This is a genomic window from Brevibacterium sp. BDJS002 (assembly GCF_028201555.1).
Taxonomy (GTDB): domain Bacteria; phylum Actinomycetota; class Actinomycetes; order Actinomycetales; family Brevibacteriaceae; genus Brevibacterium; species Brevibacterium aurantiacum.
The window spans coordinates 2,274,323-2,295,605 of the sequence record NZ_CP116392.1 but is presented as its reverse complement, the minus strand read 5'-3'; the positions used below and the strand labels follow the sequence as shown (position 1 = coordinate 2,295,605).

At 66.9% G+C, this 21,283-nt stretch carries 22 protein-coding genes; 7 read left to right on the top strand and 15 right to left on the bottom strand.

Going from position 1 to position 21,283, the window contains the following annotated elements; all coding sequences use genetic code 11:
* Positions 1 to 3: 3 nt before the first annotated feature.
* On the top strand, positions 4 to 816 hold the full coding sequence (locus tag PGC08_RS10805) for a sulfite exporter TauE/SafE family protein (RefSeq protein WP_009881341.1): 813 nt from the start codon (positions 4 to 6) through the stop codon (positions 814 to 816).
* Between the two features lie 4 nt (positions 817 to 820).
* Positions 821 to 1,753 carry a TrmH family RNA methyltransferase gene (locus tag PGC08_RS10800; RefSeq protein WP_271708409.1) on the top strand — a complete coding sequence of 311 codons (933 nt, stop codon included), beginning with the start codon at positions 821 to 823 and terminating at the stop codon, positions 1,751 to 1,753.
* Positions 1,754 to 2,060: 307 nt separating this feature from the next.
* Here PGC08_RS10800 and PGC08_RS10795 read toward each other — a convergent pair whose 3' ends face one another.
* Complete coding sequence (locus PGC08_RS10795; RefSeq protein ID WP_166971877.1) at positions 2,061 to 2,405, bottom strand: ArsR/SmtB family transcription factor; 345 nt, start codon at positions 2,403 to 2,405, stop codon at positions 2,061 to 2,063.
* Between the two features lie 86 nt (positions 2,406 to 2,491).
* On the opposite strand from PGC08_RS10795, the gene PGC08_RS10790 reads away from it, so the two are divergent.
* From PGC08_RS10790 to PGC08_RS10780, 3 genes are read left to right on the top strand one after another with little or no spacing between them, the layout of a single operon-like run.
* Complete coding sequence (locus tag PGC08_RS10790) at positions 2,492 to 3,808, top strand: NAD(P)-binding domain-containing protein (RefSeq protein WP_271708408.1); 1,317 nt, start codon at positions 2,492 to 2,494, stop codon at positions 3,806 to 3,808.
* Positions 3,805 to 4,869: a flavin-containing monooxygenase gene (locus tag PGC08_RS10785; RefSeq protein WP_166971872.1), complete on the top strand. Its 1,065-nt coding sequence runs from the start codon at positions 3,805 to 3,807 to the stop codon at positions 4,867 to 4,869. The genes PGC08_RS10790 and PGC08_RS10785 overlap by 4 nt, the downstream gene beginning before the upstream one ends.
* A complete protein-coding gene (locus PGC08_RS10780) occupies positions 4,862 to 6,097 on the top strand; it encodes an MFS transporter (protein WP_208085310.1) in 1,236 nt (411 codons plus the stop codon). The genes PGC08_RS10785 and PGC08_RS10780 overlap by 8 nt, the downstream gene beginning before the upstream one ends.
* A 6-nt stretch (positions 6,098 to 6,103) precedes the next feature.
* Here the strand turns inward: PGC08_RS10780 and PGC08_RS10775 are convergent, their stop codons facing one another.
* The 14 genes from PGC08_RS10775 to PGC08_RS10710 all read right to left on the bottom strand — a co-directional run bounded on the left by PGC08_RS10775 (position 6,104) and on the right by PGC08_RS10710 (position 18,826).
* Entirely contained in the window at positions 6,104 to 6,535 is a 432-nt protein-coding gene (locus PGC08_RS10775) for an arsenate-mycothiol transferase ArsC (protein WP_166971870.1), read from the bottom strand.
* Between the two features lie 556 nt (positions 6,536 to 7,091).
* On the bottom strand, positions 7,092 to 7,910 hold the full coding sequence (locus tag PGC08_RS10770) for an NAD(P)-binding domain-containing protein (protein ID WP_228282195.1): 819 nt from the start codon (positions 7,908 to 7,910) through the stop codon (positions 7,092 to 7,094).
* Complete coding sequence (locus PGC08_RS10765) at positions 7,825 to 8,142, bottom strand: FAD-dependent oxidoreductase (protein ID WP_228282193.1); 318 nt, start codon at positions 8,140 to 8,142, stop codon at positions 7,825 to 7,827. Before PGC08_RS10765 ends, PGC08_RS10770 begins: the two co-directional genes overlap by 86 nt.
* A complete protein-coding gene (locus PGC08_RS10760) occupies positions 8,139 to 8,561 on the bottom strand; it encodes an arsenate reductase ArsC (RefSeq protein WP_166971866.1) in 423 nt (140 codons plus the stop codon). Before PGC08_RS10760 ends, PGC08_RS10765 begins: the two co-directional genes overlap by 4 nt.
* Before the next feature lie 17 nt (positions 8,562 to 8,578).
* A complete protein-coding gene (locus PGC08_RS10755; RefSeq protein ID WP_166971862.1) occupies positions 8,579 to 9,595 on the bottom strand; it encodes a metalloregulator ArsR/SmtB family transcription factor in 1,017 nt (338 codons plus the stop codon).
* Positions 9,592 to 10,689, bottom strand: coding sequence for an ACR3 family arsenite efflux transporter (arsB, locus tag PGC08_RS10750; protein ID WP_166971860.1), 1,098 nt, complete (start codon positions 10,687 to 10,689; stop codon positions 9,592 to 9,594). Before arsB ends, PGC08_RS10755 begins: the two co-directional genes overlap by 4 nt.
* A 116-nt stretch (positions 10,690 to 10,805) precedes the next feature.
* Positions 10,806 to 11,366: a CueP family metal-binding protein gene (locus PGC08_RS10745; RefSeq protein ID WP_166971858.1), complete on the bottom strand. Its 561-nt coding sequence runs from the start codon at positions 11,364 to 11,366 to the stop codon at positions 10,806 to 10,808.
* Between the two features lie 247 nt (positions 11,367 to 11,613).
* On the bottom strand, positions 11,614 to 11,949 hold the full coding sequence (locus PGC08_RS10740; protein WP_228282191.1) for a metal-sensitive transcriptional regulator: 336 nt from the start codon (positions 11,947 to 11,949) through the stop codon (positions 11,614 to 11,616).
* Between the two features lie 11 nt (positions 11,950 to 11,960).
* Positions 11,961 to 14,105, bottom strand: coding sequence for a heavy metal translocating P-type ATPase (locus tag PGC08_RS10735; RefSeq protein WP_166971854.1), 2,145 nt, complete (start codon positions 14,103 to 14,105; stop codon positions 11,961 to 11,963).
* 90 nt (positions 14,106 to 14,195) lie between these two features.
* Positions 14,196 to 14,792, bottom strand: coding sequence for a YdhK family protein (locus PGC08_RS10730; protein ID WP_166971852.1), 597 nt, complete (start codon positions 14,790 to 14,792; stop codon positions 14,196 to 14,198).
* Positions 14,793 to 14,940: 148 nt separating this feature from the next.
* Positions 14,941 to 15,282: a hypothetical protein gene (locus PGC08_RS10725; RefSeq protein ID WP_166971846.1), complete on the bottom strand. Its 342-nt coding sequence runs from the start codon at positions 15,280 to 15,282 to the stop codon at positions 14,941 to 14,943.
* A gap of 49 nt (positions 15,283 to 15,331) precedes the next feature.
* Entirely contained in the window at positions 15,332 to 17,545 is a 2,214-nt protein-coding gene (locus PGC08_RS10720; RefSeq protein ID WP_166975927.1) for a heavy metal translocating P-type ATPase, read from the bottom strand.
* A 127-nt stretch (positions 17,546 to 17,672) separates the two neighbouring features.
* Positions 17,673 to 18,617 (bottom strand): hypothetical protein, encoded by a 945-nt coding sequence (locus PGC08_RS10715; protein ID WP_166971844.1) that lies wholly within the window; start codon positions 18,615 to 18,617, stop codon positions 17,673 to 17,675.
* Complete coding sequence (locus PGC08_RS10710) at positions 18,617 to 18,826, bottom strand: heavy-metal-associated domain-containing protein (RefSeq protein ID WP_166971842.1); 210 nt, start codon at positions 18,824 to 18,826, stop codon at positions 18,617 to 18,619. Before PGC08_RS10710 ends, PGC08_RS10715 begins: the two co-directional genes overlap by 1 nt.
* A gap of 151 nt (positions 18,827 to 18,977) precedes the next feature.
* On the opposite strand from PGC08_RS10710, the gene PGC08_RS10705 reads away from it, so the two are divergent.
* Both PGC08_RS10705 and PGC08_RS10700 read left to right on the top strand, forming a co-directional pair.
* Positions 18,978 to 19,415, top strand: coding sequence for a DUF6153 family protein (locus PGC08_RS10705; RefSeq protein ID WP_166971840.1), 438 nt, complete (start codon positions 18,978 to 18,980; stop codon positions 19,413 to 19,415).
* 206 nt (positions 19,416 to 19,621) lie between these two features.
* Positions 19,622 to 21,145: a multicopper oxidase family protein gene (locus PGC08_RS10700; RefSeq protein ID WP_166971839.1), complete on the top strand. Its 1,524-nt coding sequence runs from the start codon at positions 19,622 to 19,624 to the stop codon at positions 21,143 to 21,145.
* Positions 21,146 to 21,283 lie beyond the last annotated feature (138 nt).

Genomic DNA, 21,283 nt, shown 5'->3' with positions numbered 1-21,283 from the left:
GGAATGGAACTGTGGCAGATCGCGCTGATCGTCCTCGCAGGAATCGGTGCCGGCGGAATCAACGCCGTCGTCGGCTCCGGCACCCTCATCACCTTCCCGGTACTCGTCGCCTTCGGCGTGCCCCCGGTCGTGTCGACGATGAGCAACGCGGTCGGCCTCATCCCCGGCAACATCGCCTCGTCCTTCGGCTACCGCGAGGAGCTCAAAGGCCAATGGCGGAGGATCCTCGGCTTCGTGCCGGCCTCCATCCTGGGGTCGCTGACCGGCGCCTATCTGCTTCTCCACCTGCCAGAAGATGCCTTCGAGACGATCGTGCCAGTCCTCCTCGTCGTCGCCCTCGTCATGGTCGTGGCCCAGCCGGCGCTGTCACGTCATCTCAAGAGCCGAGCGGTGCGCCGTGCCGAAAAGGCAGGCAAAGAGCATGTGGCGGCCTCGGCTGGCGATAAACTCTCCACCGGCCGCTATGTTCTCGTTCTCCTCGCCGTCTTCCTCACCGCGATCTACGGCGGCTACTTCGCCGCGGCTCAGGGCATCATCCTCATCGCCCTGCTCGGACTGCTCCTGCCCGATGACCTGCAGCGGCTCAACGGACTGAAGAACGTCCTCGTCTTGGTCGTCAACACGGTCTCGGCGAGCACCTACATCATCGTCGGCCACGACCGGATCAACTGGATCGCCGTCATCTGCATCGCCATCGGCTCACTCATCGGCGGCTACTTCGGGGCCCGCGTGGGCCGCAAGTTCTCGCCCGTCCTGCTGCGCACCATCATCGTCATCCTCGGCCTCGTCGCCATCTGGCGAATCCTCACACTGTGATCGCATGAACACACCCGCCAAGGCACCACTGACAAGGCAGCAGGTCATCGACCGTGCGGCCGAGCTCGGCATCACCGCCGACCGCCTGCGGTTCTTCGACGAGGAGACGATCAACGGCGAAGGCGGCGGCAGCGCCGTCGACGAGGTCGAGTTCAGTGTCTCGGCCACCGAACTGTATGACTACACCCAGCTGACGGATGTCGCCCTGCGCAGCGTCCGGGAACCAGCCGAGGGTCTGTTCATCGCCGAGTCCTCGAAGATCATCCGCCGCGCCCACGCCGCAGGCATGGTTCCCCGGTCCTACCTGACCAGCCCGAAGTGGCTCTTCGACTTAGCCGACCTCATCGCCGCCTACGATGCACCGATCTTCATCGGCACCGACGCTGCTGTCGAAGCGCTGACCGGCTTCCACCTGCACCGAGGTGCTCTGGCGGCCATGCATCGCCCGGCGATGGACGATGTCTCCCAGCTCGTGGCCAAGGCCAGACGCATCGTCGTCATCGAAGACGTCGTCGACCATACGAACGTTGGTGCTCTAATTCGTTCTGCCGCAGCGATGGGCGTCGATGCGGTCCTCGTGACCCCTCGTTGCGCTGACCCGTTGTACCGGCGAGCGATCCGAGTGTCGATGGGTACGGTCTTCCAGATCCCATGGACAAGAATCGATCCTTGGCCAGGGAGCATCGACACCCTCCAGGATGCAGGGTTCGTCGTTGCAGGCATGACTCTGGGCGAGGGCGCGATCACCTTGGACGAGCTGGTCGCAGAAGAACACGACAAACTCGCCCTGGTCTTCGGGTCCGAGGGTCATGGATTGACTCGGGCGACTGAGCAGCGGCTCGACAGAAGAGTCACGATCCCGATGATGGGTGGAGTGGATTCGTTGAACGTCGCCGCGTCCTCGGCACTCGCGCTCTATGCGACGAGGTTGCACTAGAGTTCAGGGGCATTGGAGCGCTTACCAGAAGACCTCGCCGACGGGCCCATAAGTAGAAGTCTGCAGTGTCGACGATGTTGTCGCAGTGGTCAAGCGCGCTGTCGAGGTTCTCGAGCGGATCGACGCTGCCATCGCGACCGCTGCTAGTCCGACGTTCACCGGGTGCTCGACGACGCCTCGGACCATGGCATGGGTCGAGGCAGAGCCGGCGACTCGACCTCATACCTGGCGAAGACGGTCGCGCTGTTGTTCGTGTCGACGGCGGGCCAGTCGGTCGGCGTCATAGGCCCGGACGACGCGCCTCGCATCAGGCGATGAGCGCCTTTGCTGCGGCGGCGAGGGTGTCGATGGTGGGCCGGTAGTAGGCCCAGCGTCCGCGCTGCTCGCGTTCGACGAGGCCGGCATCGACGAGCAGCTTCATGTGGTGGGAGACCGTCGGCTGTGACAGGCCCACCGGTTCTGTGAGGTCGCAGACGCACATCTCGCCCTCGGTGCTGCCGGTGATGAGGGACATGAGCTTGACCCGGGTGGGGTCGCCGAGGGCCTTGAACACCTTGGCGAGATCCTGGGCGACAGTGTCGTCGATCGTCTCACCGAGGACGCAGCAGGGCGCGACGTCGGCCGCGGATTCGATGGCTGGGGGAGTGCTCATGCCTCCATTCTGCCTGACGCATTGACATCTGTCGATACGTGAGGCAAGCTCAATCCATCGAAGAACGTCAATACATGGGGGTTGAAATGAATCATGTCGTCGTTATTGGGGCCGGTCCGCAGGGCCTGGCCGCTGCTGCTCATCTGCTCGAGCGAGGCCTCGAGCCTCTGGTCCTGGAGTCGGGCGACAGCCCGGCAGCGACCGTGGTCGAGTGGGGCCACGTCCGCCTGTTCTCACCGTGGCCCGAGCTCATCGACCCAGCGTCGCGCCGGCTGCTCGAGCCGACCGGCTGGAGCGCACCCGAAACCGGATACCCGAGCGGCTCTCAGTGGGTCGAGGAGTACCTGGCCCCGCTCGCCGAGGCGCTGGGTGACAGTGTTCGTTATGGCTCCCGCGTCGTGGGGGTCGGCCGCAAGGGGCGCGATCTCTCGGTCGATGCGGGCCGCGCGGAGCAGCCCTTCGTTGTCCACGTTCGCCGCGCCGACGGCACTGAAGAACGGCTTGAGGCCAAGGCTGTGGTCGACGCCTCGGGCACCTGGCGGGCACCGAGCCCGGCGGGCGCGGAGGGACTGCCTGCTCTCGGCGAACAGGCCGCCGTCGAAGCCGGATTGCTTGATCACCGCACGCCGAGCCGCGAGGAGGCCGCCGAACTGGCAGGCAAGCACATCGTGGTGGTCGGCAGCGGCCACTCGGCAGCGACCGCGATCGGCGACCTCGCGACAGTGGTCCGCCGCGAGCCGGGCACCCGGGTGACCTGGGCGCGCGCCGCGGCGCGGTCGGCAACGCGTTCGGCGGCGGGGCCGCCGACGAGCTGCCCGAGCGTGGGGCCCTGGGCCAGGCGCGCGAAGAAGGCCGTCGAGGACGGCCTCGTCGACCTCGTCACCGGGTTCCGCACCGAACGGGTCCTCGTCGAGGACGGCCGCGCGGTCCTGGTCGCCGAGGACGGCCGACGGCTCGATCCCGCTGACCGGGTGGTCGTCGCGACCGGCTTCCGCCCGGACCTGTCGTTCCTGACCGAGGTCCGCCTCGACCTCGACGTGCGCCTGCAAGCTCCGACGAAGGTCGCCACTGAGGTTGATCCGAATCTTCATTCCTGCGGCTCAGTGCGCGCCACGGGGGCGACCGATCTCGCCCACCCGGAACCGGGCTTCTACATCGTCGGTGCGAAGTCCTACGGCCGCGCTCCAACGTTTCTAGCGATGACCGGCTACGAGCAGGTCCGTAGTGTCGTCGCCGAGCTCTCAGGTGATCACGAGGCGGCTGACCGTGTCGAGCTGGAGCTGCCCGACACCGGAGTGTGCGGGGGATCGGGCCTGTTCGACGCCCCGGAGCAGGCGACGTCGGGCGGGTGCTGCACATCCGCGCCGCAGCTGGTCCAGATCGGCACGAGGACCGACGGATGAGCCGAGGTCGCCTGTTGATTGTGGGCGGCGGGCAGTCGGGCCTCGCCGCGGCCCGTGCTGGGCGTGACCGCGGCTGGGAGCCGGTGGTGCTCGAGGCCGGTGACGAGCCGGTTGGGTCGTGGCCGCGCTACTACGACAGCCTGCGGCTGTTCTCCCCGCGCCGGTACAGCGCCTTCCCGGGTCACCCGTTCCCCGGCGACCCCGACGGGTACCCGGGCCGCGACGAGGTCGCCGACTACCTCCGCGGCTACGCAGAGTGGCTGGGCGTCGAGATGCGGACCAATGCTCGCGTCACCGAGGTCGCTGCCGACGGCCCGGGCTTTGCCGTGGATCTGGCCGATGGGAGCAGCCTGGTCGGGGAAGCACTCATCGCTGCCTCGGGGTCGTTCGCCAGCCCCTACGTGCCGACGATTCCCGGCAGGGAGACATTCCAGGGCAGGGTCCTGCACGTGGCCGACTACCGGTCGCCCGAAGAGTTCGCCGGTCAGCGGGTCGTGGTCGTCGGCGCAGGCAACTCCGCCGTCCAGGTAGCACACGAGCTCGCCGAGCACGCCCGGACATCGCTGGCGGTGCGAGACAAGGTGCGGTTCGCGCCGCAGGTCATCGCCGGTCGCGACCTGCATTGGTGGCTGAAGCTTACCCGCGCCGACCTCCTGCCGCCGTCGGTTCTCGACAGGATTATCACAGGCACACCGGTCATCGACGCCGGAAAGTACCGGGCTGCGCTCGAGGCAGCTTACCCAGACGAACAGCCGATGTTCGCTAAGTACGTCCCGGGTGGCGTCGTGTGGCCTGACGGATCGCGGGAGCGCGTCGACTCTGTTGTCTTCGCGACTGGCTATCGACCGCACCTGTCGTACCTGTGCGGCCTCGGCGTCCTCGACGAGGCCAGCGCGCCCAGGCACGATCGCGGCATTTCGACCGTGCTGCCAGGTCTTGCGTTCCTGGGCTTGGAGTTCCAGCGTTCGTTCTCGTCGAACACCCTGCGCGGTGTCCACCGCGACGCGGGTTACGTCGTCGATGCGCTGGCCAGGCAGCAGCGGGGCGTCGTCGTTGGCTGAGCGCGTCTCTCGGCCGTCGCTGGGAGCGGTGCTCACGGCGCTGTGCGTAACCGAGGTCGTCTCTTGGGGGCTGCTCTACTACGCATTCCCGGTGCTCGCTCCGCGAATCAGCGCGGACACCGGGTGGTCGCCGGTGGCCGTCACCTCGGCGTTCTCTGTGGCCCTGGCCATGTCTGCGCTGGCCGGGGTGCCGGTCGGGCGCTTCATCGATCGGCACGGACCTCGTCTTGTTATGACCGCCGGCTCGGGCCTCGGCGTTCTGACGCTGGTGGTGATCGCTGCGTCGCCGAACCTGCCGGTGTTCATCGTCGGCTGGGCATTCGCGGGAGTCGCCATGGCCGGAGTGCTCTATCCGCCGGCGTTTGCCGCGATCACCGGTTGGTTCGCTGCCCGCCGCCTCGGCGCGCTGACCACACTCACTCTGGTCGCCGGCTTGGCGAGCACGGTCTTCGCTCCGTTGACCGCAGCAACGTATGACCAGTTGGGATGGCGACAGACGTATCTCTGGGCGGCAGTTCTACTGGCAGTCCTTACGGTCCCGACCCACTGGGTCGTGCTGCGACGCCCCTGGCCCCAACCGGTGCATGTCATCTCGAAGGAACCCGAAGCCGAGAAAGACTACACCTCTCACGTCGTCCGGGACACGCGGTTCCGGCTGCTGACCGCCGGACTGACCTTGGTCGCACTGGCGATGTACGCCGCACTGCTGGCTCTGGTGCCGCTCATGCTCGAGCGCGGTCTGAGTCCCCAAACCGCTGCATGGGTGCTCGGCCTCGGCGGTCTCGGCCAGGTCGCCGGACGACTCGTCTATACCGCTCTTGCCCGATACGCCTCACTTGTCGTGCGCACTGCGACCGTGTTCGGCCTCGTCACCGTCAGCACCGCGGTGCTCGCTATGGTCCCCGGGCCGGTCGGTCTGCTGGTCGCGGCGTCTATGACCGCCGGGGTCGGGCGCGGCATCGCGACGCTGCTCCAGGCGACCGCGGTCACCGATCGGTGGGGCGCACGCGGATACGGCCGCCTCTCCGGCGTCCTCGGCCTCCCGGTCCTGCTGGCCACCGCATTGGCTCCCGGGGCCGGTGCGGTCCTCGCCGAGGTCACCGGCAGCTACGCAACCGGTTTCGCGGTCCTGGCAGCGGTGGCCGCGGTGGGAACCGTGCTCATGGTCGCCAGCTCGTCCACGAGGACCTCGTGTTCGGCGGGCCTCGCGCCCTCGCGAGCGACCTGACCCAACTCAGGCCACGGGCCCGGCAGCGAGTTCGCCGACAAGATGGCGCACCTTCTCGGCGAGCTGGCCGCGAATCAGGCGAATTCGTTCCTCGCCCTCGATCCCTCGCGCCGAGGGCTCGTCGATCGTCCATGTCTCGATGGTCCCGGCCATCCCCGGCACGGGCTCGACGACAGCCTCGTCGCCGATCACGACGACGCGGTCCGCAGTCTGCAACAAAGTGGGATCGATCGGCTTCGGGTGCTCGCCGTCCATGCTCGCCCCGACCTCGGCGACAGAGGCAGCGGACAAGGCATTGAGCGCTGTCCCGGGGGAGGTGCCGGCCGAGTGCACCCGGACGGAGTCGCCGGCGACCTGGCGCATGAGTGCGGCGGCCATCTGCGACTTGCCTGCGTTCTTGACGCAGACGAACAGGACGGACGGCTTCTTCTCGATCACGATATCTACCTTTGTTCAATAGTTGGTAAGAACGACGTTGAACTCGTGGACACTTGCAACGATGTCATCGCGGCCGAGCAGTCCCGGCATGCCGGCGGCTGGCCAACGTCGAGGGTCCAGTGGACGGCGTTCATGTCCACCACTCATCAACAGGGGCGCGCCAGTCGGATCAGCACGACGCGGCTGCGGACTCTGGCCCAGTGGCTGCAAATTCACGCCAACGTTGCTCAACTCGGTGCACGGGGATGGACTCGGCGAAAGCGGCCCGGCATGTCGAACAACAGATCTTCCGGCCGTCGGGCAGCAAGCGTGTGGGTGAGCCCAGGCCGTTTTGTCGGACACGCTCGTCGGCGCAGACTGTCGCATGTTCTCTGCACAGTGCGGCACCGCAGCGCCGGCAGAATGCGACGGCGGGGACAGAACCGGCCCCGGTCGTTGTGTGTTCCCAGCAGTTCATCTGTCTACTCCTTGATCTGGTTGTCATCGAGGTGGAATCTTTGGGCATCTTCGATGGACGTCAAAATGGTTGAAGTCATCGATGCGTCCTGCAGCAACTTCATGACCGGTCCATCCAAGCGCTGATCTCGGCGATGGTGGGCTTGGCTGTCCGGGTTGCGCCGATGATGGTGGCGGAGGCGAGTCCGGTCCAGTCGCCGTATCCGAGCAAGTGCAGTCCGGGGTGGTCGATGCTCCGAGTGCCGTCGGTGACGGGATGGCCATGGTCGCGAGTCAGCCCCAGCCCGCTGAGATGTCCGAGGTGTGGACGGAAACCGGTGCACCAGATGATCGCATCGCACTCGTGTTCTCGGCCGTCGTGCCAAGAGACCCCCTTCGAGGTGAGGCGGTCGAACATGGGCGAGCGGTCCAAGACACCGCGATCGCGAGCCTCGCGCACGGGAGGCACCATGACGATGTCTCCGAGTCCCGTCACACCGTCGTGATCACGACCAGAGCGACGGGCTGCCTCGCGGGCAGTAGCGACGTCGAAGAGTACTCTGCCGTCCACCTCGTCGGGCATGAACAGCGGCGGACGACGCGTCACCCACAAGGTCTCGGCGACTGTGGAGACCTCGGCGAGGATCTGCGCGGCCGAGTTCCCTCCTCCGACGACCACGACCCGTCGGCCGGCGAACATGTCAGGGGAGTCGTAGTCGACGGTGTGCAGCTGCCTGCCGGTGAACGTGTCCTGACCCGGGAAGTACGGCAGATAGGGACTCTGCCACGTGCCAGTGGCACTGATCACCACAGAGGCATTGAGAGAGCCTGCGTCCGTGTCCACGATCCAACGATCATTCTCCCGGCGGACGCTGGTGACGCTGACCGACCGATGCATAGGCAACTCGTAGCGTTCCTCGTATCGTTGGAGGTAGTCCACGACGTGGTCGGCGGTGGGGGAACGTCTCGCCGACCTGGGCGGGCATCGACCAACCGGGCAGGGGGCTGTACTGGGCCGGGGAGAACATTCGCAGCGACTGCCAGCCGTGTTGCCAGGCTCCTCCCGGCTGTTCCTGGTCGTCGAGGATGACGAAGTCCAAGCCGGCGCGGCGGAGGAAATATCCCGCGGCGAGACCGGCCTGGCCTCCTCCGATGACGACGACGTCACTCACGCCCGCGCCGGGTCCTGGCCGAGCAGCTCTGCGGTGAGCGTCTCGATCCGAGACCTGATCTCGTCGCGAATCGGGCGCACCGCCTCGATGCCCTGACCAGCGGGATCGTCGAGCTCCCAGTCCTCGTAGCGCTTGCCGGGGAAGTACGGGCAGGCGTCACCGCAGCCCATCGTGATGACGACGTCGGAGTCCTGCACGGCCTCGGCTGTGAGCACCTTGGGCTGCTCGGCAGTGATGTCGATCCCCACCTCGAGCATGGCCTCGACAGCGACCGGATTGATCTGCTCGACGGGCATCGACCCGGCCGAGCGGACCTCGATGCGGTCCCCGGCGAGGTGGCGCAGCCAGCCGGCAGCCATCTGGGAACGGCCGGCGTTGTGGACGCAGACGAACAGGACGGAGGGCGTGCGATCGTTCATATCTGTGCTTCTCTCGTTCATTCGGTGGTGAAGGTGGGGAGGAGTCGGCTGACGCGTGTAGCGATGTCGTCGCGGATAGCGGCGAGTCCCTCCGGCGATGCCAGGGCCGGGTCGCCGACAGCCCAGTCTTCGTACCGGACTCCGGGGACGACGGGGCAGGCGTCGCCGCAGCCCATGGTCACCACGACATCGGCGGCGCGAATGGCGTCGTCGGTGAGCGGCTTGGGGAACGCCTCGTCGGCGGCCTCGCGGTCGATCTCGGCGACGAGGTCGCGCACGTGCGGGTGGATGCCCGCCGCCGGGGTCGAGCCGGCGGATCGGGCGACGACCCTGCCCTCGGACAGGCTGCGGGTCAGCGCCGCGGCCAGCTGGGAGCGACCTGCGTTGGCGACGCAGACAAACAGCACCTGAGGCGGTGCGGTTGCTCGGTTGCGGGTGAGGTCAGCCAGTCGCTGCCGAGCGAAGCGTTCGCTCAGGGGCACCAGGTAGCGTGTGATCTTCGCCGACCGGGCCAGCGCCGTGTACGATTCCCGGACGATGCTGGTGACGGTATCCCGCGGCAGCTGCGACGTCGCGTTGGCGAGGTCGGCGGCCAGACGCTCGATGTGCTCGTCCATGCTCTCCAGCTCTGCGGCGGCCGTCGTTTCCGGTTCCATGCTGGGGGCGACGGCCGCCGGTGCGAATCCTTCGAGCAAGGCGGCGACAGCGTCACTTTTCCCTGGCGCGATGCTGTACCAGACCCAAGTCCCACGGCGCTCGGAATCGAGCAGCCCCACTGTCCGGAGGACCTTGAGGTGGTGGGAGACGGTCGGCTGTGAGACGTCGGCGAGGTCGGCGAGATCGCATACGCACGACTCGCCGCGAGGATCGGCTGCGATCGCCGAGAGCATCCGCAGACGCAATGGGTCGGCGAGGGCTTTGAGGGTGCCCGCGAGTGTCGCGGCAACCTCCTGGCCGAGGGCCGTCGAGATCGGCGTCACTTGGGGCAGGCAGTCTTCATCGGGGGCGGCTGGCGTCAGGGCGATGTCGGTCATGACGTTCGTACCTCCTGGTTATAGGGATCGGTGCGGAACCACGCCTTGGCGGCCCAGAGGGAGACGTAGACGAGGCCGACGAGGACGGGCACCTCGATGAGCGGTCCGACGACGCCGGCCAGTGCCTGGCCGGAAGTCGCGCCGAAGGTGCCGATCGCGACGGCGATGGCGAGCTCGAAGTTGTTGCCCGCCGCAGTGAATGCCAGTGTCGTCGACCGTGCATAACCGAGGCCGATGCCTTTGCCCAGCAGCAGGCCGGCGAACCACATGACGGCGAAGTACACCAGTAGCGGCAGAGCGATCCGGACGACGTCCAGCGGCCGGCTCGTGATCTGCTCACCCTGGAGGGCGAACAGCAGTACCACAGTGAACAGCAGCCCGTACAAGGCCCATGGTCCGACCTTAGGAACAAATTTCTCCTCGTACCAGTCCCGGCCCTTGCGCTTCTCACCGATCCAGCGCGAGGCGAATCCCGCGACCAGGGGCACTCCGAGGAAGACGAGGACGTTGAGGGCAATCTGGCCCATCGACACCTCGAGCCCTTGTGTGTCCAGGCCGAGCCAGCTCGGCAGGACGCTGAGGTAGAACCAGCCGAGGACGGAGAACATGACGACCTGGAAGACCGAGTTGATCGCCACTAGCACCGCGGTCGCCTCGCGGTCGCCGCAGGCCAGGTCGTTCCAGATCACGACCATGGCGATGCAGCGGGCCAGACCGACGATGATGAGCCCGGTGCGGTACTCGGGAATGTCGGGCAGGAGCAGCCAGGCCAGGGCGAACATGATCGCCGGCCCGGCGAGCCAATTGAGTACCAGAGAGGAGATGAGGAGCTTCTTGTCGCCGGTGACGGCGGCGACTTTGTCGTAGCGGACCTTGGCCAGGACCGGGTACATCATCACGAGAAGGCCGAGCGCGATCGGCATGGAGATCCCGCCGATCTCCATGTGCGACAGCAACTCCGAGATTCCAGGAATGAATCGTCCCAGAAGGAGGCCTGCGACCATCGCCAGCCCGATCCACAGCGGCAGCCACCTGTCCAGGGTCGAGAGCCGTCGCGTCACAGGGGGTGCAGTGAGAGATGCTTGATTAGACATGCCTCTATATTGAAGGATATCGATTCAATCAGCAAGTCAGTCGTGCTCACCCTCCGAAACCGCGGCTCGCCCATCGCGGTGATCTGCAGCTCCTCGCCATTTTCAGCGTCCGGGCGTCAAGTCAGCTGAAGACCAGTCAAGCAGGTGGGGTCGTCGATGCGGGTCGAAATGTCCTGCTTCGCGATGCGGTCTCCGGTGCTGACCGTGAGCGTCGCGTCAATGCCGCGGGGCAGCCAGAGTCCGACGAATCCGTTGTCGTAAGTCGTGAGTGTTTCATCGAGGATGGTCTTCCCGGACGTCGCCTCGACCACGGTGACGTCGACGTCAGTATTGGCGAGCTCGCCGCGGCAAGTAGTGAGGCTGTGAAAGTAACATTCGTGAGTCTGGCCGCGATATGGGGCGATAGAGACGTAGAATTCGTCTTCTGGCATCGGCAGAGTGGTTTGATTGTTCTGATCGTCGGTCAGGACGAGTTGGTCGGATTCAATCGAAGCGATGAGTTCAGACGAGCGATCTGCCACCTTCGTTGTGTCGAGGCGCTTGATGATTTCCTGTGCATTCAGTCCGTCTAGATTATGCTCGACCACCAGTGAGTGATCGGATCCTGCGTCAGCGGACGGTTCCGCATCAGCACAGCCGCTGAGCAGGAGGACGGTGCTGGTCGCCAGCGCGGTCATGGTCGCGCAGAGTCTCAGGCGGCTCCTGGAGGGCTGAATCGGAGTAACAATGGCAAGGGGCATGCCCAACTCTTTTCTCAGGTGAAAGTGTTCATGTCGTCAGGTAAGTCCTAAAGCAGCCCGATTTCGCCGGTGCCAAGGGCAAGACGAAGCGCAGCGCACGCCTGCCAGGAGACATCGAGAGCCTTGTCTTGACCCGGGGGCGCAACCGGTCCGAGGCATCCTGTATTGACGAAATCGGATGGTGTCAGGAGCGGACGAGGCGATTGATGGCATCGGTGGCTTCCTGGATCTTGGCGATGGCCGCGTCCTCATCGCCTTGCTTGGCGGCGTCGAGCACGCAGTGCTTGAGGTGGTCATCGAGCAGGCCGGTCGCTACCCCCTGCAGGGCCCGGGTGAGCGCCGAGACCTGGGTGAGGATGTCGATGCAGTACTTCTCGTCGTCGATCATCTTGGTGATGCCGCGGGCCTGGCCTTCGATGCGCTTCATGCGGTTGCGGTAACGGTCCTTGTCGCTGATGTAACCGTGCTGATGCGCCCCGGTGTCGGTGCCGGTCTCATCGGTTGCAGTGTCGGTGTTCATGGGTGTGTCCTTCACTTCTGGCGCTCCAGGACGGAGCGAGTGCTGGCATCTGGGGTGAGGTCGATGCGACGTAGCAGCTGGGCATTGAGCGCGACGACGACAGTGGAGATCGACATCAGGATCGCGCCGACCGACATCGGCAGGACGAACCCGACAGGTGCGAGCACGCCCGCCGCGAGCGGTACAGAGAGCAGGTTGTATCCGGCAGCCCACCACAGGTTCTGCTTCATTTTACGGTATGCGGCACGGGAGAGCTGGATGACCGACAGGACGCTGCGCGGGTCGGAGCTGGCGAGGATGACGCCGGCAGAGGCGATGGCGACGTCTGTGCCTGCCCCGATGGCGATACCGACGTCGGACTGCGCCAGCGCAGGGGCGTCGTTGACGCCGTCGCCGACCATCGCGACCCTCTTGCCCTCGTCCTGGAGCGCAGCGACCTTGGCGGACTTGTCCTCGGGGCGGACGCCGGCGAAGACACGATCGATGCCGAGTTCCCGGCCAACCTCGTTCGCCACGGCCTCGGCATCGCCGGTGATCATGACGACCTCGACGCCGAGCTCATGGAGGGCGTCGACGGCGTCGCGGGACTCGGGCCGGACCTCGTCGGCGAGCTTGAGGCCGCCGATCACTTGCCCGTCGCGGAGGACGTGTAGGATGATCGCACCCTCGTCCCGCCACGCGTCGGCTGTGTCGACCTCGTCCTGCCCGGTCTCCTCGAGCAGACGTGGACCGCCGACGCGAATCTCCTGGTCGGCCACGGTCGCGGTGACGCCGACTGCCGGGGAGGAGGAGAACCCACTGGCCGGTTCGAGGGCGAGACTCTTCTCCTTGGCGGCGGTGACGATGGCCCGGGCGAGCGGGTGCTCGCTGTCGGCCTCGGCCGCGGCGGCCAGGGCGAGCACCTCGTCGGAGTCCAGGCCTGCGGTCGGTTCGACGCCGGTGACGGTGGGCTCGCCCTTGGTCAGGGTGCCGGTCTTGTCGAAGAGCACCGCATCGACCTGGCGCATGGACTCCAGTGCGAGGCGGTCCTTGACCAGGACGCCGCCGCGGGCCGCGCGCTCGGTGGCGATGGAGACCACCAGCGGTATCGCCAGGCCCAGCGCGTGGGGGCAGGCGATGACGAGGACGGTGATGGTGCGAATGACCGCATCGTCGGGGAGCCCGACGAGAGTCCAAACGACTGCGGTGATCAGGGCCGCCCCGAGGGCGAACCAGAACAGCAGGGCGGCGGCGCGGTCGGCGATGCGCTGTGCGCGAGAGGAGGAGCCCTGCGCCTCGGCGACGAGCCGGTTGATGCCCGCCAGCGCCGTGTCGTCGCCGGTAGCGGTGATCTCCACGCGCAGGCCGGAGTCGGTGGCCACGGTGCCGGCGGTGACTGCATCGCCCTCGCCGCGGGCGACGGGGCGTGATTCGCCGGTGATCATGGACTCGTCCATGTCGGCGCGGCCGTCGACGATGGTTCCGTCGGCGGGGACGCTGCCGCCGGGGCGGACGATGACGACGTCGCCGACGCGCAGGTCGGCGGGGTCGACCTTGACGACGTCGTCGCCCTCGACGCGCTCGGCCTCGTCGGGCAGCAGTGCGGCCAGGGAGTCCAGCGCCGAGGTGGTCTGGGCCAGGGAGCGCATCTCGATCCAGTGGCCCAGCAGCATGATGACGATCAACAGTGCCAGCTCCCACCAGAACTCGAGCTCGTGGTGGACGAGGCCGAGCGTGGCGGCCCAGGAGGCGAGGAAGGCGACGGTGATGCCGAGCGCGATGAGCAGCATCATCCCCGGCTGGCGGCTCTTCAACTCGCTGACGGCACCGGTGAGGAACGGGGTGCCGCCCCAGGCGTACATGACGGTGCCAAGGACTGCGGCGACCCAGCCTGCCCAGCCGGGCACGGAGTACCCGAGGAGCATGGCGAACATGGGGGAGAACGCGACCACCGGGATGGCGATGGCGAGGTTGATCCAGAACAGCCTGCGGAACTGGCCGACGTGGTCGCCGTGGCCCGCATGACCACCATGACCACTGCCGTGATCGCCGTGCCCGGTACGGTCGCCGTGTTCCATGGTGTGGCCGTGTTGCTCGATGTGCGAGTCGTTAACGTGGCCGGAATCGGTGGTCGCGCCGCCGTCGTGGTCGTGGTGATGCGTGGTCGGGTCCGTCATTGCTCTTCGCTTCCCCTCGTTCTTCCCCGGTCTTCCCTTCGATCGGGTCGTGTCTCGCCGCGGACCTTGAATAGGCCCGCGGCGACCGGCTCAGGAGGCCGGCTTGATCTCGCTCTCGACGACCCACTTGTGGTTGGTCATCGTCATGCCGTCGGACTCGTAGTCGACCATGTAGACGGTCTCGTCGGTGGAGGAGGCGATGGTCGCCTTCGCGCCCTTCATACCCTCCATGTGTTCGGCCTCGAGAGTGACCTCGGTGCCGTCGGCCAGTCGCTGGTCTCCGGCGTCCTTGATCTCTTCCTGCACGACCCACTTGTGATCCTTGACCGGATCCCCGCCGGTGGTGGGCGTGAAGTTCACCGCGTAGGTGTAGGTGTCGTAGGCCCCGGCGATGGTGGCCGGTGCGCCGTCCATGCCCTCCATGTGATCAGCGGTGAGCGTGACCTCGGTGCCGACCGGGTGCTTCGGGGACGCAGCCTTCTCGATGCCTTCGGGTGCGGGGCCGCCGTCCATCGGATGCTCCATCCCGCCGCCGTCAGAACTGCTGCCACTGCTTCCGTGGCCCTCGTGCTGGCTGGTCGACGAGGGCGTCGCCTGGTCCTGGTCTCCTCCGGTGCTGCAGCCGGTGAGCACGAGTGCTCCGCCGAGCACTCCTGCGGCGACGGTGGTCATGAGGCGCTTACGCATAAAGTCTCCTATTCATTCTGGCTCGACCAACATTATACCCCTATAGGGTATAGGTCAAATGTCGATCGGCTGGCGTGGAATCGCTCAGTTACGATCCAGTCGACCCGAGGCGGCAGCAGTGATGCTGCAGCCCCGGGTCGTCGAAGGATCAGGCCATGTTGGCGGCGTACTTGGCTGGATCGGAGTCGAAGGTCGGTCCGCAGCCTGGGCAGCAGAGCCAGTAGCGCTGTCCGTCGTAGTCACGGAAGAGGCCCTTTTCTTCGGCGTCCTGCTTGCTGACCGGATTGCCGACCATGACGGGGCAGGTGGTCATGTCGTCGCTGCCATCGACGAGAAGGTTTTCGCGATGGCTGGAATCGGCGGCGGGGTTCTCTGCGCCGGTCGTGCCGCAGCAGCTGGAACCGTCGCTGACAGGTTCCTCGGCGGCGGATACCTCGGCTTCGGGGGAGGTGCTGCAGCAGCTGGTGGATACCTGGTCTTCGTTGCTCATTCTCGGTAGATGCCTTTCGTGTGTTCGGATGTTGGTCGGTTCTGCGGCGTCACTGCTTGGCGACGCTGCGGAACCCGCGCAGGCGGAGGCTGTTGCCGACGACGAAGACGCTGGAGAACGCCATCGCCGCGCCTGCGAGCATGGGGTTGAGCATGCCCAGCGCCGCGACCGGGATCGCCGCGACGTTGTAGGCAAACGCCCAGAACAAATTCGACTTGATCGTGCCTAAGGTCCTGCGGGAGAGCCGGATCGCGTCGACCGCGGCCCTCAGATCCCCGCGCACGAGGGTGATGTCGGAGGCCTCGATGGCGACGTCGGTGCCGGTGCCCATCGCCAGGCCCAGGTCGGCCTGGGCCAGCGCCGGGGCGTCGTTGACTCCGTCGCCGACCATCGCGACGACCTGGCCCTCGTCCTGGAGTCCGGTGACGACGTCGACCTTGTCCTTGGGCAGGACCTCGGCGATGACCTGGTCGATTCCGACCTCGGCGGCGATCCGCTCAGCCACGGCCTTGTTGTCGCCAGTGAGCAGGACCGGGGTGAGGCCCAGGTCCTTCAGGCCCCGGATCGCCTCGGCACTGGTGGGCTTGACGGCGTCGGCGACAACGAGGATCCCGCGGGCCTGTCCGTCCCAGCCGACGGCGACGACGGTCTTGCCCTCGTCCTCGGCAGCGGCCTTGGCGGCGGCGACGTCGTGGGAAAGGCGCTGGGACCAGTCGGCCAGCAGGGACTCCCGGCCGACGAGCACGCCGCGGCCGTCGACGACTCCCTGGACGCCCTTGCCCTCGATGTTCGCGAAGTCCTCCGGCGTGGGCAGCGGCCCGACCTCCTGGACTGCTCCCTTGGCGATGGCCTGGGCGATCGGGTGCTCGGAGGCATCCTCCAACGCGCCTGCCAGGCGCAGCAGCTCGGCGCGATCGGTGCCCGGCTCGACGATGACATCGACCAGCGTCATCTTGCCGGTGGTAACGGTGCCGGTCTTGTCGAGGACGACGGTGTCCACCTTGCGGGTGGATTCGAGGACCTCGGGGCCCTTGATGAGCACGCCCATCTGCGCGCCGCGACCGGTGCCGACCAGCAGTGCGGTCGGAGTGGCCAGGCCGAGGGCGCAGGGGCAGGCGATGACGAGGACCGCGACCGCTGCGGTGAAGGCGGCGGAGACGGGGAATCCGGCACCGAGCCATGCGCCGAGGGCGATGACCGAGATGGCGATGACGATCGGGACGAACACGCCGGAGATCCGGTCGGCCAGGCGCTGGACCGCGGCCTTGCCGGTCTGGGCGTCCTCGACGAGTTTGGCCATCTGCGCCAGCTGGGTGTCCGATCCGACGCGGGTGGCGCGGATGACCAGGCGGCCGCCGGCGTTGACGGTCGCGCCCGTGACCGGGTCGCCAGCGACGACCTCGACCGGCACGGACTCTCCGGTGAGCATAGAGGCGTCCACGGCCGACGTCCCGGATACGACCGTGCCGTCGGTGGCGATCTTCTCACCGGGGCGGACGACGAACTCGTCGCCGACGGCCAGCTCGGAGGTCGGGATCTTCACCTCGGCCCCATCGCGCAGCACCGAGACTTCCTTCGCGCCGAGCTCGAGCAGGGCGCGCAGTGCGGCACCGGCCTGGCGCTTGGAGCGCTTCTCGAAGTAGCGGCCGGCGAGGATGAACATCGTCACCCCGGCGGCGGCCTCGAGGTAGATGTTGCCCGCGCCGTCGGACGGAGCGATGGTGAATTCGAAGGGATGTGTCATCCCCGGGGTGCCGGCGGTGCCGAGGAACAGGGCGTAGAGCGACCACAGGAACGCCGCGGTCGTGCCCATGGAGATGAGGGTGTCCATCGTCGCCGTGCCGTGCTTGAGGTTGGTCCAGGCCGCCTTGTGGAACGGCCAGGCCGCCCACACGATCACCGGTGCGGCCAGGGCCAGAGAGGCCCACTGCCAGTAGGTGAACTGGAGCGCGGGAACCATGGCCATGGCGATCACCGGGACGGTGAGCACGATCGCGCCGATGAGGCGGTGCTTGAGCGATGTCAGTTCGGAGTCGGGAGCTTCGCCGTCGTCGCCGGTCGGGCCCGACGACGTCGCGTCCTTGGGCTTGGGCATGGCGGCGGTGTACCCGGTCTTCTCCACCTCGGCGACCAGCAGGGCGGGGTCGTAGCCGGCGGGCACGGTGACCTTGGCCTTCTCGGTGGCGTAGTTGACCGTGGCGGAGACGCCGTCGAGCTTGTTGAGCTTCTTCTCGATCCGGTTCGCGCAGGAGGCGCAGGTCATCCCGCCGATCTCGAGTTCGATGCCGGCGTCCGCGACCGGGGGCGCTTCGGTGTTCGCTGCAGCTTGGGTGCTCACTGCAAGTCCTTTCCTGTTGCTTCTTTCGTCGACGGACTGGCCCTTTAGGGGGTCAGTGGCCGCCCGAATGCGATTCATCGTCTGCCTGGGTGCCGTCGCCGTGCCCGGCGTCGACCACGAACTGTGCGGTGCGGACCTGCCCGTCGACCTGGAAGTCCAGGTACAGCAGGTACCGGCCGGCGGTGGGGACCTCGGCGGCGAAGCCGACGTCTGGTCCTCCGGTCGACCCCGCTTGGGGCTCTTCGCCGGCGGGGTGAACGTGCAGGTAGGCCAGATCGCCCTCTCGCAGCGCGACCAGGTGGCCATACGCGCCGAGGTAGGGGTCGAGCGCGGTGACCGGCTTGCCGTTGCGCTCCACGGTGGCCGTCAGGTCGCCCGTGCTTCCGGCGGCGAGGTCACCATCGAGGGTGACGGTGTACCCGTCGACCTCGACGGTGCGCGAGACAGTCGCTTCGACCGGGGCGTAGTCGCCGGCGACCTCGACAGCGCGGGTGAGCGTGACCCCCTCGGCGTCCTGCCCGGCTGTGAAGTCGGCGTAGACGCGGTAGGTTCCCGCCTCGTCCCAGCTCCACGATGACACCGACCAGGTGCCGGTGGCCTCGTCCAAGTCCGGGTGCACGTGGCGGAACTGCGTCCCGTCGGTGCGCACCACGATCAGGTGCAGATCCTTCTCATGGGTCGTCGTGTACTCCGTCACCGGCTGCCCGTCCTCATCGAGGATCCGGAAGCTCAGCGTGCCGGCATCATCGGTGCCCGAGGGGGCCGTGACGGGGGAGAGGCCGTAGCCGGCAGCGCTGGCCGAGACGCCGTTCATCGCGTGCTCCTTGTTTTGCTCCTCCGTTCCGCTGTGACCCTCGCCGTGGGCGTTCGACTCGCTGCTCTTGGCCCACGCGGTCACGACGCTGTCGGGGACGGCGACGCCGGCGAGCCCGAAGGCTGCGCCGAACGCCACCACCAGCCCAGCGCCGTAGGCCGCGAGCCTGACTGGTGCCTTCATCAGACCCGGACCGCCGTGTAGCCGGCTTCCTCGACAGCGGCCAGAACCTTCGCGTCGTCGACCTCGTCGGAGGCGGAGACGACGAGCTTGCCGGTCTGTGCGCTGACCTGGATGTCGGTGACGCCGAAGATCTCGCTGACCTCCTCGCGGACCGACATCTCGCAGTGCCCGCAGGTCATGCCCGTCACCTGGTATTCGTTCGCAGCCATCGGATAGCCTCCTCAATCTAGTTACCCCCGGTGGGTACCTGCGTGAGTGCAACCGTATACCCCATGAGGGTATTCCTGCAAGGCGGGCCGGACTCGCCGGTGAATGGTCCCGCCGCGTCGAGCGGATACGCCTCCGGGGTATGCTTTGGGTGTGGAGACCGCGACCTATGAAACCTGCCGCAGCCGGCACTGGCTGCAGCTGGTCGTTCTTACGGCGCTGCTGATCACGGGTCTTCTCGGCATGCACGCGCTGGTCGGCGGCCCGGCAGCGGCGACGGCTTCAACGGCGTCGCCGGTTCACGTGTCCTCGCAGTCGCCCGGCATGACGGGCATGACGTCTACCGCCTCCATGTCGAGCGCGTCCGGAGTACAGGGCCCGGTGCACGGCTCCGGCGGCTGCGCAGACGCCATGAACAACGGCGACTCGACTTGCGTCTCCGCGCCTACGGCCGAGAGCATTCCGGCCCTCCCCGTTCCGTCCGTCGCGGCTGTGCCCACACCCGTCTCTGCGCCCATGCCGACGCCGCCGTCCGAGACGCCTCGCCGGTTCGCGCTGACGCATCTGGAGCTGTCGATCTACCGAACGTGAGCATTGAGGAGCGCCGATGCGGCGCTCCTCAGCCGGCAATCTCGGCGGGTTCACGACCCTGCCGTGCCTGCCACGACACCGTGTCCAAAAACGCTGGCCCTTCTTCCGAGGCCAAGCAGCCCTGCGCCTCCGACCACCCATGATCGTCGAGCGCGCAGGCGCGATCTCGTGGCCCCGTTCACCATCGACACAGAAGGACATCACCCATGCACTCCACCCTGAACCGCAGGCAATTCCTGTCCGTCAGCGCACTGACGCTGACCGCCGCCGGCCTCGCCGGATGCAGCACCACTACCACCAAGACAACCTCGTTCGTGAGGCCCACCAGCGCTGCGGTCACCGCCGCGGAGGCGAAGCGACGCAGCACCGGTACCGTCGTGCAGCGCGCGCTGACCGCCGAACCGGTCACCCTCGACCTCGGCGGGAAGACCGCGAAGACCTGGGCCTACCGGGGAGCCTCGGCGGCCCAGCCGCTGCGCGGCAACGTCGGCGACACCCTGAAAGTCGCCTTCACCAACGATCTCCCTGACCCGACCAGCGTCCACTGGCACGGACTGGCGCTGCGCAACGACATGGACGGAGTGCCGAGCCTCACCCAGGATGCCGTGAAGCCCGGCGGGTCGTTTGATTACGAGTTCACACTGCCCGCATCAGGCACGTTCTGGTTCCATCCCCACGTCGGCACGCAACAAGACCGTGGCCTGTATGCGCCGCTGATCATCGATGACCCGAACGAGAAGGGCGACTACGAGAAGGAATGGGTCATCGTCCTTGATGACTGGCTCGACGGCGTCACCGCGACGCCGGACGAGGTGATGAAGCAGCTCGGCCAGGGAATGATGGACCACGATAGTGGGGGACACGGTGACATGGAGATGGGCCCGATGCGAATGGGCAACACCCTCATGGGCGCGACCTCGCCTCTGCTCGGCGGCGACGCAGGCGACGTCTACTACCCCCTCTACCTGATCAACGGCAAGCCCGCCAATGACCCGCAAACCTTTGCCGCCAAGCCCGGAGAGCGGATCAGGCTGAGGATCATCAATGCTGGCGGCGACACCGCTTTCCGCTTTGGCGTCACCGAGCACGAGATGACGATCACGCACTCCGACGGATTCCCCGTCAAACCCCTCAAGGCAGAGAGCCTCGTTCTTGGAATGGGGGAGCGCTACGACGCGATCATCACCGCCGGCGACGGCGCATTCGCAGTCATCGCCGAAGCCCTAGGGAAGCAGAACCAGGCCCATGCTGTTCTGCGCACTGGGTTGGGAAGCGCGCCCGCGAAGGACGTGAAGCTGCCCCAGCAGAAGACCCCCGCCACCGCGGACAGCCTCAAAGCAACCAGTTCAGTCGCTCTGCCGAAGCGCGCCGTCGACCGCACTCTCTCACTCGAGCTGACCGGTGGCATGGAGAAATACGACTGGGCGATCAATGGCAAGCGGATGAACATGGACAAGCCGATGCGCGACGCCCTCGGCATCGTCGAAGGGGAGCGGGTCGCCCTCGAGTTCAAGAACTCGACTGAGATGTGGCATCCGATGCATCTGCACGGACACACCTACCAGCATCCAGGGGGAGGGCCGCGCAAGGACACCTCGATCGTTGTTCCCGGCACAACGTTGCGGGTCGAGTTCGATGCCGACAATCCCGGACGGTGGCTCTCGCACTGCCACAATGTCTACCACGGGGAAGCCGGGATGATGACGACGATCGCCTACCAGGTCAACTGAAGCATCGGGGCCGCGAACCTCTTCGGGTGCGCGGCCTGCGACTCAGTTGCGCGGACAAGACGTATGCGTCGTTCGGGAGAAACGATCCAATGCCCCCGACGCGGCGCATCGGAGCAGGCAGTGCAGCACGCGCCGCGC